We start from the raw sequence: 15375 nt of genomic DNA on the forward strand, positions 1-15375 counted from the left end.
CCAAAGAGAGGTAAGTATTGTTATCGATCATTGGCGAGAAAAATGGGTAAAATAGATCAAAAGCCCCGATTTCTTTGGACATCAAACTTTTTTATGCTTCTTGAGTCCTCCCAAATCTCAACAGCGCCCTTGGCCCAAGTGGAGTCGGATGCGAAGTTGATCTCGCTGTGGCTGCACGGGCGATCGCCAGAAACTCAGCGAGCTTATCGGCGAGACGTTGCCGATTTTACTGCTTTAATTGCAGGGAAGCCGCTAGCACTGGTGACAGTAAATGACATCCAGCTCTACCAAGATGCGATGCAGAAGCGGATTTTGGCAACTGCAACGATTGCTCGGCGATTGGGTGCGGTGAAGTCGCTGTTGGCTTATGGTCAGAAGTTGGGGGTTTTGCCTGTAAATGTGGGAGCTGCGGTGAAGCCGCCAACTGGCAAGAATGCGCTGGCAGAGCGGATTTTGACGGAAAGCCAAGTTTTGACGATGCTGGCGCTGGAGCCGAATCCTAGAAATCGAGTGCTGCTGAGGTTTATGTATGCAACTGGATGCCGGGTTTCGGAGCTGTGTGCCTTGAAATGGCGGGATTTGCGGGAGGCGGCGTTGGGAGCGGGTCAGGTGACGCTATTTGGCAAGGGGTCGAAGACGCGGGTGGTGATTTTTAGTGCTGAGACTTGGAAGTTAGTGCGATCGCTTCGGGGGACAACTTTACCAGATGACCCGGTGTTCTGCTCTCGCAAGCACAGCGGGCATCTCAAGCCAGCACAGGTGCATCGGATTGTGGCAGCAGCGGGCAAGCGGGCAGGGATTGAAGGAAACGTCAGCCCCCACTGGCTGAGACATTCGCACGCTTCTCACGCTTTAGAACGCAATACGCCAATTCATTTAGTGCAGGCTACTTTGGGGCATTCGAGTGTGGCAACGACGGGACGGTATCTGCACGCGCGACCGACTGACAGCTCAGCATTACACTTGGCAGTGTGAACAGATTGAGCCTCTTATCATGTCCGGTCGATTACCATTAATAAAAACTCTTGAAAGTATTGGTACGAAGGGATCGTCATCATGGGCGATCGCTAGAACATGATATCTGATAGACATTGAGGTTAGATTTACCACTCGTCCGAAGATTCCTTGAAAGTCCTAACAGTTTCTTCCAAGCCTAAATCTTTTGCCAGTAAATCAATTCCATCAATAATTCGGTCGGGTTCTAAAATTCTCAAACTGCTAAAACATCTATCTCGATAGTCAGGTTTTTCCTGAAAATTAAGGATAGCTTTCTTAAGAGACTCAACCACATCATAAGCAGCTTCCGCTTTATCAATAGCTTCTTGAGGCAGAGGAGATTTAAGCCTTTGCACAGCCAGATCGATCAGATCCCTTGATTCAACCGACGAATCAATCCATCGGTCAGCATTAGCTAATAGCTTCTCTGCAAAACAATCAACTTCATTCAAACAAGGAACAGGACACCAACTCGGATAATCTGGTTCTCCCAATTGTATGCGCCCTTCCACAATCATCTCGAATTTAATCAGCGTATCTTCAACCAAAATCGGAAATCTCACCCCATACTGATTGGTTTGAATTTCTCCAGAGAGTCGCATTTGATTTTGACTGGTAAACAAGGCATTATAACCTCTAGTTCTTACTTCTTGGCGAAGCAGACGGTAGCCTTCACCACTCGAACAGAGGAAGTCAATATCTTTACTTAATCGATATTCGCCTTGATTTAAACTCATGAAAGTTCCCCCACCAAAATAAGCTCTGCACTCTCGTAAAAAGTCAGCATCAAGTTGATTGAGAACTGTAAAAATTTTCTGGTGGAAGTCTTGCTGAAACATAACAGAGGAAGCCAACCAAGAATTATAAGATTGAGCTAGTTGTTGTACAAACTGAGCTTCAATTGGGCTACAGGGGGCTAAAACGCCTCGGTAATGCCACCCCCGCTCATAGCGCCTTAGCATCTCTAGTGGGGTGAAGTTTTTAATGCCTTCTCTCTGCCAACACAAACTCTCCAGAAATGGCAAATTGTCTGGTATTTCAAGTTGAGTCAACATGGCGATAAATTCCCCTCACGTTAGCCTAAGTTGATTTCAATGGCAACTCAAACATAAGTCTAATAGCATAGTATCATACTATAGCCTCAAGTTGATTTCAATAGCAACTCAAATATAAGTCTAATAGCATAGTACCACACTATAGCCTCAAGTTGAGTTCAATGGTAACTCAAATATGAGTCTAATAGTATAGTACCACACTACTCTAACTTCAAGTTGATTTTATGAGCGAACCCCAAAAGATTAAGCTAGTTTAAAAGGAGCCGCCAATAGCGGCCCCAACTCAATGCTAGTCACCCTCAAAACCGAATAACTGCTCCGCATCACCCCAATCACCTTCACCCTCAATTAACTCAACCGAGGCTTCTGACTTCACCTCTTCATTCCCGTCAATTTCATCAGCAGAAACAACACCAACCACCCCATTACCATTGCTATCGTGCATCCCATTTTGCCCCAATTGCCCATTATTAAGCATCACAGTTCCCATCAAGTAAGGCAATCCCAACGGCGGCTGTTCCACCATCAACTCTTGCCGCAAACTGCTTGCGTGCAAAGCAAGAGCATTGCACGACTCCAAACAAGTCTGCCGCAATTGTTCTGGCGTATAAACAGATTTATCAGTATTAGGATGGTGGTGATAAAAGCGAGCGCGAGGTAACAGACTAATTACCAGCATTTCTCCCACCAACCTATTCAACTCTTGCACATCCAAAGACTTCAAATATTCAACCACTTCAGCCAGAGGAGAACCCGCATAAGGCTGCAAGCGCAGGCTGAAACTATCGCGCCGTTTCTTACTAATAACCCCTCACCTCCATTAGCTGTTTTGAATCGAAAGAAGCAGCAGATTTGCCAGAACCATTAGATGCGGCTGGCTGGTTTGAACAATCAAATGCTAACTGATTGGAACCATTAGAAGCAACAGATTTACCAGAACCATTAGATGCTAATTGGTTAACACCATCTGATGTAGCTACCTGATTAAAACCATCAGATAATGTAGATTTCGACCCGACTAACCGCTTCGGCTTCCCTTGCTTTTCCCACTCTTCTTTCGCCTTCCCATTCATGTAAGCAAGCATTCCAAAAGCATCAGTTAAACGAACAGCAGCCACAGTCCTCTCAAAACTCTCACCCCCTAAATTAAACGCCTTTTCTACATCTGGTAATACCTCCGCATTCCACACAATCGGCGTGAAAAATTGCTCAGAATCAGCCGCTAAATATTTCCCAGTTTTTCGCAACTTAAAGCGGTAAGGCCCGTGCTCAATCACCTCGACTTCCGGCTGACAATTGAAGTAATTCTCCAACTCAGAAATGAAAAACAAGCTAGCGCCTCCGCTTACAAAAACCTCGTCCAAATCGTCCGGCAGCTTGTTGTCTAGCCAATCAGAAACAATTTCCCAGTAATCCGCTTTGGCAGTAGAAATTGCTGAGATAATACTCTTGATTTCACCTATTCTCATGTCCGCATCTTTGCTGCGAGCTAGTTGCTGAAAGGCATCCCGCAATTCAATCGGCTTAACAGGAGACAGTGTTTTATCAATTGAATCGTGAACGCTTCTCCTCACTTGTACTTCCTCAGTTTCGGAGAATTGTTCCTGCAAAGCTCTCTCAAAAGCTGCCATCAGAATTGACTGATTTAAACCGCTGGTTTGGTCGATAATTTTGTTGAGGAATTGGGAAAACCCGTACAGAGGACTGTCACTTACCTTGCGGATGCCACGCTCGTAAACCAATGCTGTTGTATTGCGATAGCCAAACATCAAGACTGCTAATTTGTGCTGCCTAAACCAAGGCATTCCTTTTTGTTTCATCCGAATCATTGCTAGCCCAGCGCCTTCAGGAACGCACTCAAAACCTGTTAGTTCTAAGTAGATTGGATTGCCGCAGAATTTGTAATCAGCTATGATTTCTCGGAATTTCTGTTCAGTGCGAGAACGAGCTTCATATTCGTTACAAGGCAGCAGCACTTTCAGGTTGATTTTCAGTCGTTTACTATCCGAGGATTTGAGATTATACCGCTCTGCCATTACTCCAATTGCTGCCGCAGCTTTATAGGGAACGGTATCAGATTTGAGTTCAGTAATTCTGTCTTTCGGACTAAATTCTCTTGCTAAACTGCCCAATACAAATGTGGAACCCTTGACTTCTATGTAAGTTTGGTCTTCAATGGCAGGACAGCCTTGCACTCCCTTACCTGATAGATATTTCTCAAGGCGGGAAGTAGGAATTTGTTTGACTTCTGGCAGCATCATGGCGTAGTCAGGTGCCGTCGCGCCTGCTACCCAGAATTCTATTTTAGTTTCGCTACTGCCAGCATCTACAACTATTTGATGTGGTGGGTACATAAGCAACTTCAATTCAGAAATTATAGTTCTTTGACCACGTTAATTCAAAAGCAATTCAAACAACTTCACCCTTATAGCTACAACTTCCCCCCTCTAATGGCCCGATACTTATGGGTGGGGTTTCGCTAAATGGGTGAGGTCATTTCAAGGAATTTGTGCTAGTGCTTGGTCAAAGAAAATTTGTATTAGCGCTTGGCAAGGAAAGCAGACAGGCATATTTCAAGGGAATGCAAGTATAGTAGTTGCCAAATTGGTTAGGACATTAGGACAAATTCTATTGTGCCAAGTTGTTCTAGATAGTGGATTTGAAGCTAGCTAAAATTGCACTTGTGGCAGCCATTCATTGTTTGAGAAGCTTTGGCACAGAAATGCTTTCTCTGGGGAGCTGAATTGGTACGCTGTGGCAGCTCCGTCTGCTAAAATCATAGGAGGCCTGCAACAACATACTGGCTTAATTTGTGCCAAGTCTTCTCAAAAAATGCTCTCCTATAGGCAAATTTGACCCGTTGAGGGCATCTGAACAGCCTTTGCAAGCTCTGGTACAGTAGAGCAATATGGCAGGGCATGAGCCTTTAAATTGGGGGCATGAGCAAGTGCGATCGCCAACATCGAGTTAAACTACATTTGGGGCTACCTTCCAAAACTGCTGAGTTGATGTTGATAAGATTCCAGTAGGAGGCAAGTGGTAAATGGCAGGTAGCAGCATCAAAAACTTAGCCTCGTGCCTCCAATAATTTAGCTTTTCTTACGCATAGCGCGGCGGGGTTTCTCGCCTACTAATTCTAGCGCTTTGTTCTCCCATTCATTCCCAGAAGCGCGGGCGACGGTAAGGGCTTTCTTGAGGTAATTGAGAGCAGTGTCGATTTGCTCTCCACATTCGCCTCGCCCCGCTACTAATGCGATTTTGACAAAGCTTTTGAGTTTGCCTGGAGGGATGCCCACATCGTCAATAATATTGTTGAGAATATCAGCCATTTTTGCTTTATATTGAGCATCGGCTGTTAGGAAACCTACCCTCTTCATGAGTCCTGCTAATTCCTGCTGCAACTGAGCATTTTGCTCGGATACGGCATCAGTTGAAGCTACCTGTGACTTGGCTATCTCTAAGTCCCTACCCAATCGTTCTAAATTGTATTCAGCTTCATCTAATTTAGCTCTGTACTGGTCTCTCTCTTGCCGATATTTATTAGCTTTGCTAGAGAGCTTTTGAATTTGGTCAGCTTGCGCTTTGAGCTGTCGCTCCTGCTTTTTAAGAGACGCTGCTGCTTCTTTTAGTTGCCTGCTAACTTCCAAATTACTATACTCGATATCGGGTTTTATGCCATTAGGATGTTCCACTTGCAGAGGAGATGAAGAAGATGGAGAAGATAGAGGAGAGTGGAGAGAGCTTTTGAGTTGTGTTTTTAGCCGCTCTATTTCCCCATTCGCTTCTTGCAATTGGCGGTGTAGTTTCAAAGCACTCTCACTAATCTCGATATCGGGTTTAGCCTCACCAGCAATTCTTATTACACTGGCTATTGAAGCTAATTCATCCCGCACTTGGGGTGGAAGCGATAGCCCAATTTGTTCGCTATCGGCAACAGCAATTAGATGCCATCCTAGCAGTTCGAGGGAGCTATTACTGCCGTCAACTAATTTGAGCGTCACCCCTTCTACACTGCCATTCCAAACTTCAGAACGATACAAGGAGGAGAGGCATTCCACGCACTGTTTGATGCCTGCTGGAATGCGACGCATAATGGTGGGATACTTGGCTGTTTTGCCCCTACCGCCAACTGGCTTTACTTCTTCAATAGGCTGATTCATGGTGTAAATTGCAACGGAACTTAACTTAACTGCACTTCTGTTTTAAAGTAGTTAAGTGGAGGAAAGCTCTCCAAATAGGTAGAGTTGATACTCGATATCAAGTATGAGATTTAGCCCATCCTGCCCAGCTAATTGCTCCTCTAGCAAGTTGGCTGTAAACTGTTGTCTGAGTTACGATAAAATGTTCAGGCAAATCTCACAAGCGAACCAGATATTGAGTTTAGCAGTTTTAGCTCATCGCGGCACATAGGTACACTTAAATAAAGCTGATATCAAGTTTATCAAATGGTCAAACGCAGCACATCACTAGAGTTGAATAAACCCGACAATATTGAGTTTAACACTATTAGCTCATCACGGTACATTACACCACTCGGACAAACCAGATATTGAGTTTTTACCGACTAAGCGATAGCAAATACTAGAAAGCTGATAACAGATTTAACCCCAATAACCAACGACTGCTATTAAAAGCTGATATCCATTTTAAGTATCAATAGGTTTGAGAGCAAAATTTGATATCAACTTTAACGTAAGGCCTCAATACTTTTGAGAGCAAACTGATATCCACAACTTACCTTAACTATCAATACCTTTGAGAGCAAGCTTAATATTAACTTCAATCTCAATTTTAAACTCAACTATCAATAGCTTTGAGACGAAACCTGATATCAGGTTTAACCTGAGACATCAATACTTTTGAGATAAAAACTTGACATCAGCTTTAAACTCAACTATCAATAGCTTTGAAATCAAAACCTGATATCAGATTTAACCTGAGATATCAATAGCTTTGAAATCAAAACCTGATATCAGCTTTAAACTCAACTATCAATAGCTTTGAGATAAAAGCTGATATCAACTTTAGCTGAAGTAACGAGTTAAACTCGAAAAACTTGATATCAGGTTATCCTCAAATAGTCGATATCGAGTTTAAGTTGAAACCACGCATTTCTAAGGCTACAATTGCAGCAAATCTGCCCTATGACAGAGTAAGCCTTAGCTGCGAGCAGGCTACCTTGATTGGGAGAGTGCCAGCCATGTTTTCCTATAGGAAACGCCTTAGCAATTGCAGGCGCTCGCTCTCAGTTTTCGGCTCTAACTGTTGTAATATAGAGGTAGCAATATGGCAAGACCGACCAGCCGTTCTGACGGTGCAGCGAGGACTATTAACTTGATGGTTTGCCTCGCTCCATCAGAACACGAACAGCTTAAAGAACTAGCAGCTTCTCGTAACATGAGTATGGGAGCTTTTGTCAGAGAACTCGTCTTTAATAGGAGGATGCCACCACCTCAAAAAAGCTGCTCAATTCCTGCCGAAGCTGAAGCAATTTACTATGAAATTCGAGAGGCTGTCAATAGCATCAACCAATTGATTAAAAATGCCAGTCTTGCTATTCAAAGAGGGCAAATCAATGGCATCGACATTCACTCTGAAAATAATTTTCAAAGGTGGTCAGAGTTGCAATTAGTATTGAAGCAAACAGCGATTCAACTTCTGAGCGCTTATGATAATCAAACAAAGCCAAAATAAAAGCGCCCTGTCCACTTTAGAGTACATGGTGGCTCCTGCTGATGCTCGGATTGTGGATACGAATTTATTGGGCCGCAGTCCTCAAGATTGGGTTCGGGAGTGCCAGTTGGATAGCCAAAAGAAACCGCTTTTGAAAAAGGTACATAAGCACGTCAAATTTTCTTTTCCCTATCGGGATGATTCTCACCCATTAGGGGCATATCGAGAAGAGGTAAGTGACGATAAATGTGCTGAAATTGCTAAGTATTGGATGGAGGGAATGGAACACTATGACTGTAAGTATCTGTTAGTGGCGCATGAAGAAAAAGACCACTTCCACTTGCATTTGTTTGTGATGCGAATTAGAGAAGATGGCAGCGTGGTGTCGGATTCCAATGACTATCAGCGCAGCGAAGACAAGGCACGGGAAATTGAGTTAGAATTTGGGTTAGAGCAACAAAAGGGAAGTAAGCATAAAAAGCGGACGGCTGCTACAACTGAAGAGTATTTGTATTTTGAACGCACGGGCATTGCTAGCACTCGAATGAAGTTGCAAGCGTTGATTGAAAGTGAAGCAGTTGGCTCTTCTAGTTTGCAAGAATTGATTGAACGGTTGGCAGCAAAGGAAGTTGAAGTTAGACTGCGCCGAGAGGATGATGGAGCAATTTCTGGGATTAGTTACAAGTTAGATGGCATTCCTTTTTCTGGCAAGAAGTTGGGGCCAATCTATCAGTTAGCAGGACTGCAAAAGGAGTTGGGAATTTATGACTGCACAAGAGAGAATGAGGCAAGCCGCAACGAAGGAATTATCGCAGCACCAGGGGAGTCAATTAGGGAGCAATTCGGAAAGCGAATTGAAAGCCTTGTTGCCGCTGTTGTCCAAGTTTGTAGAGCAGCAGAACCAGATTCAAGCAGAGCAAGTGTCGCAGCGGCAGCAAATGGAGCGGTTGGGCCAGGCGATGGCGAATTTGCTCCAGCAGGGGCCAGGGGCGGCGGTACAAGAGTCAGAGCAGCCGGAGTGGGCAAAGGTATTGGCAGCAGAGGTGATGGCGTTGAGGAGGGAAAATCGCAAGTTGATTGGGGTGTGGGAAGAGCAAGCCAGCTTGCAGGAGAGCTCGACGAGGGCATTGACACAGAGCTTGAACGGCTTAGATGGAGACAGAAAGAGGCAAGCGACAGCGTTAGAGAGCTTGAGGAGTGCCGTAGAAGGCAAGAACAGCAGCTTGACTCCAAACCGTCTCAATTCTATGCTAAATCAAGCGTTGAGCGAGTTCGCCGCCCGTCTGCCGCTCAGAAAGAACTCGAACTCTGAACAGTGGAGCTGGGGTGGGGTGACTGTGGCGGTGCTGGCGGGGGTTATGTGGATGGGGCTGATTAGTTGGGCTGTGTCTGAGGTGGCGGTGTATCGGTTTCGGGAGGAGACTGAAGCTTATTTGTACGATACTTGGAAGCGGGCGGGGTGGGCGAATACGAAGTTACAGCGGATTGAGGAGCATTTGGGGACTGAGCCTAAGCGGGAGCAGGGGGAAGAGTGAGGGGGGATGGGCGATTGGCTTTTGGAGAGTTGCTGGGGTGTGGTGCGATCGCTCTCAACGACTTCGCTCGCCACCTGAATAAATCTGCGAGCACATCCTTCTTTAAACTCATTCGCTCTAACTTGAGCGAACGATCGCTTCACTTCAAAATATTTATACTAATATAGAAAAATTGCCGCCGAGTTTCTGAAATTTATAGTGCGATCGCACGATTTTGTTGAAACTAAAGCCTTTCTTTCACAAGTTGAGTAATCTCAGCCTTAGTAATAATCCCGTCTCTATTGCGGTCAAAACCGTTATTCTGTCGATACTGAATTGTGCCGACGCGAAACAAAACGTAACCGTCAGGCTGGCCTACCGCCGCAGGCCACAAAACCGAAGCATAGAAATCACCAATCGTGTTGAGTTTGCCTTTGTATGGCATTAGATATTTTCGTACATAATCCAACTGCTGAATCTCACCCATTGCCAATAAAGCAGATGTGCTAGTACCTAAACCCCGCGCTGTTGACGGCATGAATTGAATCAGCCCTGTAGCGCCTGAAACTCGATTGACTTCCGAGGCTTTTAATCCACTTTCAAACTGCATAATTGCCATCAAGTGATTGGGATTAGCACCTAAATCTCTGGCAATTGCGACAGTTTTGTTTAGGAACTCAGGGGATTTCTTGCCTAACCATTTGGGATCTAGTTTGCCAGAATTCGCTATCGCTGCTATGGGATTCTGCCCGCTCGAAATGGCTGATGCAGCAACTCCAACAGCGTTAATAGTTTTTTGTACGGGTTCCGATTGGATGACTGGCGGCACTAAAATATATGCTCCCGTCAGTGCAACAACTCCCCAAGTAACGAGCCTAAAATCAAATTCATCCCGATGTTTAATTTTGTAAATTGTCATTGACTTTTCTCCGGCAATTTACCCGTCAAAGCTTGATAAACATATCCCGTTTGTGGCGGCACTTTCTCGCCATCAGTTCCACCCGAACGCTGTTGAAAATGCAGGTGCGGCCCAGTACCAGCCGTACCCGATTTAGCGATGACTGTGCCTACTTTCTGTAACCCAGACTTGCACTCGCCAACTGGTAAATGTAAGTAGTCAAAACTAACGTCCCACTCCGATACCGAGTAACTAGCAACCCAACCCCAGCGGCCGTTATCCCAACACCGAACGTTGACGCTTGAACCTGATGGGCCGATGGCATAGAGAGGCGTGTACATTGGTGTTGCCACATCTGTTCCAAAGTGCATCGAACTGCAACCAGCACAGGGAGAACTGCGGGGGCCGTAAGCAGACGTTACTGGAAATCCTGCAATGCTTTGACCCTTGAGTGGTGTTTGAGCCCAATTGCCAGAGAATTTCGGAGGTGTTTTGGAACCGCTGGAAACAGTGGGGGCATGAGTTGCTTGTTGCTCAGTCGCTTGTTGATAATTCGCTACCTGTAACTTTGCCTGTCCTCCCCTCACCAGTACCCCAACTGAATTCTGCAAAACTTGGTTAAGTCCAGGTGCTAAAATAGCGATCGCGATTCCCGTAACAACAACAGCAGTAATAAAATCCCCCCGGCGATAAGCTGTGTCCAAACGGACTGGATTGTGCTGATAGCCAGATTCAGGAGAATAGACAATAGAAGATGTGTCAACGGGAAACTCAAACATCGCTCAATATCTCTCGCTTATCAAAGGTGTAACTCTTCAAATTACCATTGGGTTCAAATTGCACAATTAGCTTTTTGCCATTAGTTGCAGTCCAACTGAATTTATCCAGTTCAACTCCACATCCAGCACCGATAATTGCTTCGATATCCTTTTTAGCTATCCCTGGTTTTAGCAACTCTCTGGCTTTGGCATATTGTTCAACATTGAAGGGTTTTTGATTAATACAACCTGTTGCAGTTTGAGCCAGCACTGTTTTGATTTGATGGGCTGCCATCACACCTGCTTTTTCTGCTCTCTGCTGCGTTTCGGGCAACAACGACCAATCAATTTTTAGATACTCGCCACTTCGTAAATTGAGCAATAACAACCCACTCATTAACAATAAAGCGATAGCATTTGAATGTCTTAATTTAGCCCATGCCATAGCAATTTAATGGGGCATTGCTGCCCCATCCTCCCTGATTATTCGTTATCAGAAATAGGCACAGTTTGCAGAGCACCTCGCTGCAATTGCCGCAGTTCAGTTCTTGTCAATTGGCGACCCCCTCCATAACTAGCAAAGGTAGGAGAAAAGCTAGTGTTAGCATAATTCACAGTTTGTGCGCCGACACCACCACCAACCGCCCAACCAACTTGTGCCGGGTTAAAAGGGTCTGGAGATTTCGCTACTTGCTGTCTGGAAATCAAGGCATTCCAGACAAAGAAAAACCCAAAAATCGATAGCCAAATCAACCCAATACTGACACTAGCTGTGCGAATTGGCCACTGACGAAGGGCTTTAATCCACAAACAAATGGCATCATACGCTACCCATGGATTGCTATCAGTATCGTAGTTAGGGACAACTACAACACGAGTCACAACTGTTTGTTGGGATTGCGTTTGATAATTGGGTTGTAAAGGAACATGAACTATTGAACTATTGTTGTTAGTCAAGGAATTTACCTCCTGTAAAACGGAATTGATAGCAGGGACAAGCCCAGGTTTTGTAGGGGATTGCACCCTACTTTCGCGTGGTTACGATTGGCTTTTGCCCGAAGGAAAAGTTACCCCTAATCCTGTACCTAAAAGAAAGGCAGTAGCGAGATATCTGGGGTGAATTAAACTGAAACTTGGATTGGCTATCAGTAAAGTAAGCGCTACGAAACTCCCGCAAAATACACCTCGGAAAATAGCTTGATTTAAACTGAGAAAACCGCTTTTGACTTGCTGTGCTAATTGCTGCTTCTCTAATCTAGATAGCTCTGATTTCATTTGCTCTACTTGTGATTGCTGACTGAGCACAAGTATTGTTAGGTCTTCAACCATTAAAGGGCTAACAGTTGAAGACTCATCAAACAACTGTTTTGTCAGGCTATCTTTAGCAGCCTTTTTCAGTCGAGCGTTTTTAGCAGCACCGCGTAAAGGTTTGCCATTTTTATCAGTTAATTCCCAATCGTCAAGCATAATCAACTCCTTTTTTGTCTAAAAAATCTGCAAAATGAGCAATCAAAATGGGCGGAGCATACTTGCGAATTAAGTAGCAAAAACAGGGCTTGCCCACATTACTATAAGAGCGATGCGAATCGGGTTCATGCCGCTTACACCGCAGCACATTTTTGATGATGTCGCTGGCATTTCTGCTAACATCTAAGTAGCTCAAAATCTCTTCAAATAGCTCCAGTTCTGTTACATCTGGAAAGTATTTAGCAAACTGGGACTCGTCCCAAAGAACAGGCGAAATTGGGGGGATAGAAGGAGGATTTGGTGGCATTCCTGAGACGTGAGACTCGTCCCTGGGACTCTGGGACGCTTCACTTGGATTGCTTTGTGGCTTTTGGGTTTGTTTGGGACTCGTCTCATTATCTGGGACTTGTCCCATCCAGTTATCTGATAGGAATTCTGAGCGATATCGCCTTTCTGCAATCAGTTTATTGATTTCCTCTTCAGTCGATTCTGCTACCCAGTAATCCCAACTAATTTGAGGATTATTCGGTGACTGTTGACTTGATTGTTGTTGACTTGGTGGCTGTTGGCTTGATTGCTGCTGATTTGATTGTTGTTGACTTGATTGTTGTTGATTAGGTTGTTGATTTAATTGTTGACTTGATTGTTGCTGATTAGGTTGTTGTTGCCAAGGTTTAGGCATTGGCAATTCAGAGGAAATCACATCCGACTTTTCGCGATAGCTTAATTCAGGAAATAGCTGAATCAAATATTGCGAATTCATCCAAGGTTGCAACTGCACCGGTTCTCGAATGGGATTGCCATCATCGTCTTCTCGATACCCCTTAATAAAGCCTCGAAAAGCAGGTCTAGGATGCCCAAAAGTATCTCGTTCTGCCTTAAGATGAAGCGTGAGTAATTGCTCCTCTTTCATTTCATGTTCGCCTGTACGCTTGCTATTACCCGTGCCACCTTTTTTATCAGTATGGCTGATTAAAATGAGGAATTCTCTGGCTTTTCTGGCATCGGATAATACGGAAAACAGGAAATCTTCTACACCATTTCCAGGGATACGAGTAGCATAATTGGTGTACTCATCCCACACCGAAGTAATGGGAGGAGAATTGAGGTTGCGGGTTTTGAGTCGCTTATAATAATGAGAGAGTTGAGCCGCAATTGCGGCATAGTTTTGTTCGTGTCCAACTAAACGACAAGCGAACCATTTATCCTCATTTTGATGAGCGTGAGGGTCACTCACTTCTAAGCTGTGTCCGCAGTACAATTTTCTTAGTAAAATTAAGAAGCCAACAAAGGTAGTTTTGAAGGCTCCTTGACCACCTTTTACGAGTAGTGCTGGGGGTTCAAGCAAGCACAAAACCCACTTGGTTTCAGGTTGATTGAGTAACATCCAAAACTCTTCTAATCTGCGATCATTTGCTCCTTTAACTGCATCAATTGGTATTATTGGTTGAGTGGGAGATGTAGGACTATTAGGAGAGCTTGGAGGCTGTTGTCCAGGTTGCCCAGGCGTTGTTTGTTGTGACTCTAATCCCAACACTTTGTAGAGATGATAGCAGCCAGTTCCTACACCAATTAGAGCGATAGCGATGCCAATTGGCTTCCAATCAGGAGGCTTAGAAGTGGCATATAACTTGTCAGTTTGCTGCCACAATTGCACATCTCGTTCTGTCAATACATCTTGAGTTTTAGTGGCATGATAACCAATAGTTAATGCACTAATAAAGCAGCCAGTAGCAATGCACCCTCTTATCCATTTATTCATGGCTGTTTCACCTCCTGCTCTTGATTAAATTTCATGGCTGTTTGACCTCCTGTTCTCGATTGAATTCTCGTTCAGCCTCTCGCTGTTCCTCTATTTGCTTCCCTGATAAAGCTTCAGCCGATTGTTGCAAGTAAAGAGTGCGACTTTCCCTTAGTTTCCGCATAGCTGCTATCATTAAATTAGGCTGGACATCGGCAATGGTTGAAACTTGTCCAGTTCGAGCTTGTAGCACTGCACAATACTCGAATAAAGCAGCAGCCATTCTGGGATAGTCAAGTCGAATTGCTGCTTGATTCCAATCTGTTTCTATGCGACTTTCTACTAAGTCAAAACATCCGTCGCGACTCATGCGGTGGCAGGGGTGTTTTTTATCCTCTCTTTGTTTGTCAATGTTGAAGGTCTTTTTCTGAGCTTCTGCTAGGATTAATCGCTGCCATTGACCAGGTTCTCCTGCACCATCTCCCCATACAAATAGGTTCATTTGTTGTTGGTCTTGGAGGAAGTTGGTATCGAGTTGGTTGACTAATGTCTGGGGGTTAAAAGTGGTGGTTGGTGCTACTTTCTTTTGAGGTTGGCTGTTGAAAGTCCAATAGCCGATAATTCCGGCAATTGGTAGTGCTACCGCACCAACTGCTATCAATCGAATTGCTATTGGCGATAGTTTGAATTTAGGGCGGTTTTTTTGTTGTTCAAAAGTCAGTGGGTATGGTGGTGGTTGCCATTCGGGTTGGGGTGGATTTGGTTGTACGTCCATGTTATTTCTCTTGTTGTTGTTGGGAGATAGCTAAGCCATCTGTACCGATAAATACTTCAGTTGCACCGATAATTAGCTCAGTTGATGGTGGTGGAAGCTTGGAGGACTTCGGATCTGTTTTTTGAGGTTTGAGGAAACAGGAAAGGCAAATAGCTAGGGCGATAAAGGCTCCACCTAAACTGCCGATTGGGGTGCTATTGCCAACTGCAACGCCGCTTAACATTGTTAAGCTGGTAATGCCAATTGCTCTGTTCCTTTCCTGCTCAACTAACACTTTTTGTTGTAGAGCTAGGGTTTTTCCTAGTTCTGTATGAGCTTCTACCAGAGTCCTGCTGATTGTTGCCGTTGGGTGGTTTTGTAAGGTTCTAAGGCACTCGAAGTTACGGGTACTGCTAACTTTGGGGTGGGAAGTTTGGCTTCCCTCAAGTCTAAAGGGGTGGCTGCTGCTGCCTCGGATAAACTGTTTAAGTTGCTGCGAAGGTTGTTGCCAAAGTCGGA

The 15375-nt window shown here is 44.6% G+C and carries 16 protein-coding genes; 4 read left to right on the forward strand and 12 right to left on the reverse strand.

What is annotated here, in order from left to right:
• Positions 1-93 precede the first annotated feature (93 nt).
• Entirely contained in the window at positions 94-975 is an 882-nt protein-coding gene (locus PY364_RS24690; protein WP_275570352.1) for a tyrosine-type recombinase/integrase, read from the forward strand.
• A gap of 128 nt (positions 976-1103) precedes the next feature.
• Here the strand turns inward: PY364_RS24690 and PY364_RS24695 are convergent, their stop codons facing one another.
• From PY364_RS24695 to PY364_RS24710, 4 genes are all read right to left on the reverse strand, one after another.
• On the reverse strand, positions 1104-2051 hold the full coding sequence (locus tag PY364_RS24695; RefSeq protein WP_275570353.1) for a nucleotidyl transferase AbiEii/AbiGii toxin family protein: 948 nt from the start codon (positions 2049-2051) through the stop codon (positions 1104-1106).
• A gap of 289 nt (positions 2052-2340) precedes the next feature.
• Positions 2341-2820, reverse strand: a complete 480-nt coding sequence (locus tag PY364_RS24700) for a hypothetical protein (protein ID WP_275570354.1) — start codon at positions 2818-2820, stop codon at positions 2341-2343.
• A 31-nt stretch (positions 2821-2851) separates the two neighbouring features.
• Positions 2852-4405 carry a ParM/StbA family protein gene (locus PY364_RS24705; RefSeq protein ID WP_275570355.1) on the reverse strand — a complete coding sequence of 518 codons (1554 nt, stop codon included), beginning with the start codon at positions 4403-4405 and terminating at the stop codon, positions 2852-2854.
• A gap of 735 nt (positions 4406-5140) precedes the next feature.
• On the reverse strand, positions 5141-6211 hold the full coding sequence (locus tag PY364_RS24710) for a hypothetical protein (RefSeq protein ID WP_275570356.1): 1071 nt from the start codon (positions 6209-6211) through the stop codon (positions 5141-5143).
• A gap of 1126 nt (positions 6212-7337) precedes the next feature.
• On the opposite strand from PY364_RS24710, the gene PY364_RS24715 reads away from it, so the two are divergent.
• The 3 genes from PY364_RS24715 to PY364_RS24725 are packed head-to-tail and all read left to right on the forward strand — an operon-like array spanning position 7338 to position 9259.
• Positions 7338-7745, forward strand: coding sequence for a hypothetical protein (locus tag PY364_RS24715; RefSeq protein WP_275570357.1), 408 nt, complete (start codon positions 7338-7340; stop codon positions 7743-7745).
• Positions 7720-9036 (forward strand): relaxase/mobilization nuclease domain-containing protein, encoded by a 1317-nt coding sequence (locus tag PY364_RS24720; protein WP_275570358.1) that lies wholly within the window; start codon positions 7720-7722, stop codon positions 9034-9036. The genes PY364_RS24715 and PY364_RS24720 overlap by 26 nt, the downstream gene beginning before the upstream one ends.
• Positions 9037-9088: 52 nt before the next feature.
• Positions 9089-9259 carry a hypothetical protein gene (locus PY364_RS24725; RefSeq protein ID WP_275570359.1) on the forward strand — a complete coding sequence of 57 codons (171 nt, stop codon included), beginning with the start codon at positions 9089-9091 and terminating at the stop codon, positions 9257-9259.
• Between the two features lie 223 nt (positions 9260-9482).
• Here the strand turns inward: PY364_RS24725 and PY364_RS24730 are convergent, their stop codons facing one another.
• From PY364_RS24730 to PY364_RS24765, 8 genes are all read right to left on the reverse strand, one after another.
• Complete coding sequence (locus PY364_RS24730) at positions 9483-10157, reverse strand: transglycosylase SLT domain-containing protein (RefSeq protein WP_275570360.1); 675 nt, start codon at positions 10155-10157, stop codon at positions 9483-9485.
• Positions 10154-10915 carry a M23 family peptidase gene (locus tag PY364_RS24735; RefSeq protein WP_275570361.1) on the reverse strand — a complete coding sequence of 254 codons (762 nt, stop codon included), beginning with the start codon at positions 10913-10915 and terminating at the stop codon, positions 10154-10156. The genes PY364_RS24730 and PY364_RS24735 overlap by 4 nt, the downstream gene beginning before the upstream one ends.
• Entirely contained in the window at positions 10908-11339 is a 432-nt protein-coding gene (locus tag PY364_RS24740) for a hypothetical protein (RefSeq protein ID WP_275570362.1), read from the reverse strand. The genes PY364_RS24735 and PY364_RS24740 overlap by 8 nt, the downstream gene beginning before the upstream one ends.
• A gap of 38 nt (positions 11340-11377) precedes the next feature.
• Positions 11378-11851, reverse strand: a complete 474-nt coding sequence (locus tag PY364_RS24745) for a hypothetical protein (protein WP_275570363.1) — start codon at positions 11849-11851, stop codon at positions 11378-11380.
• A gap of 81 nt (positions 11852-11932) precedes the next feature.
• Positions 11933-12361: a hypothetical protein gene (locus PY364_RS24750; RefSeq protein WP_275570364.1), complete on the reverse strand. Its 429-nt coding sequence runs from the start codon at positions 12359-12361 to the stop codon at positions 11933-11935.
• On the reverse strand, positions 12354-14123 hold the full coding sequence (locus PY364_RS24755) for a hypothetical protein (RefSeq protein ID WP_275570365.1): 1770 nt from the start codon (positions 14121-14123) through the stop codon (positions 12354-12356). The genes PY364_RS24750 and PY364_RS24755 overlap by 8 nt, the downstream gene beginning before the upstream one ends.
• Positions 14124-14154: 31 nt before the next feature.
• Positions 14155-14877: a hypothetical protein gene (locus PY364_RS24760; protein ID WP_275570366.1), complete on the reverse strand. Its 723-nt coding sequence runs from the start codon at positions 14875-14877 to the stop codon at positions 14155-14157.
• Position 14878: 1 nt separating this feature from the next.
• Positions 14879-15375: hypothetical protein (locus tag PY364_RS24765; protein ID WP_275570367.1), on the reverse strand; the 497-nt coding region annotated here is incomplete at its 5' end.

Origin of the sequence: Kamptonema sp. UHCC 0994 (genome assembly GCF_029167235.1) — a bacterium.
In the GTDB taxonomy this organism is placed as follows: domain Bacteria; phylum Cyanobacteriota; class Cyanobacteriia; order Cyanobacteriales; family Microcoleaceae; genus Kamptonema.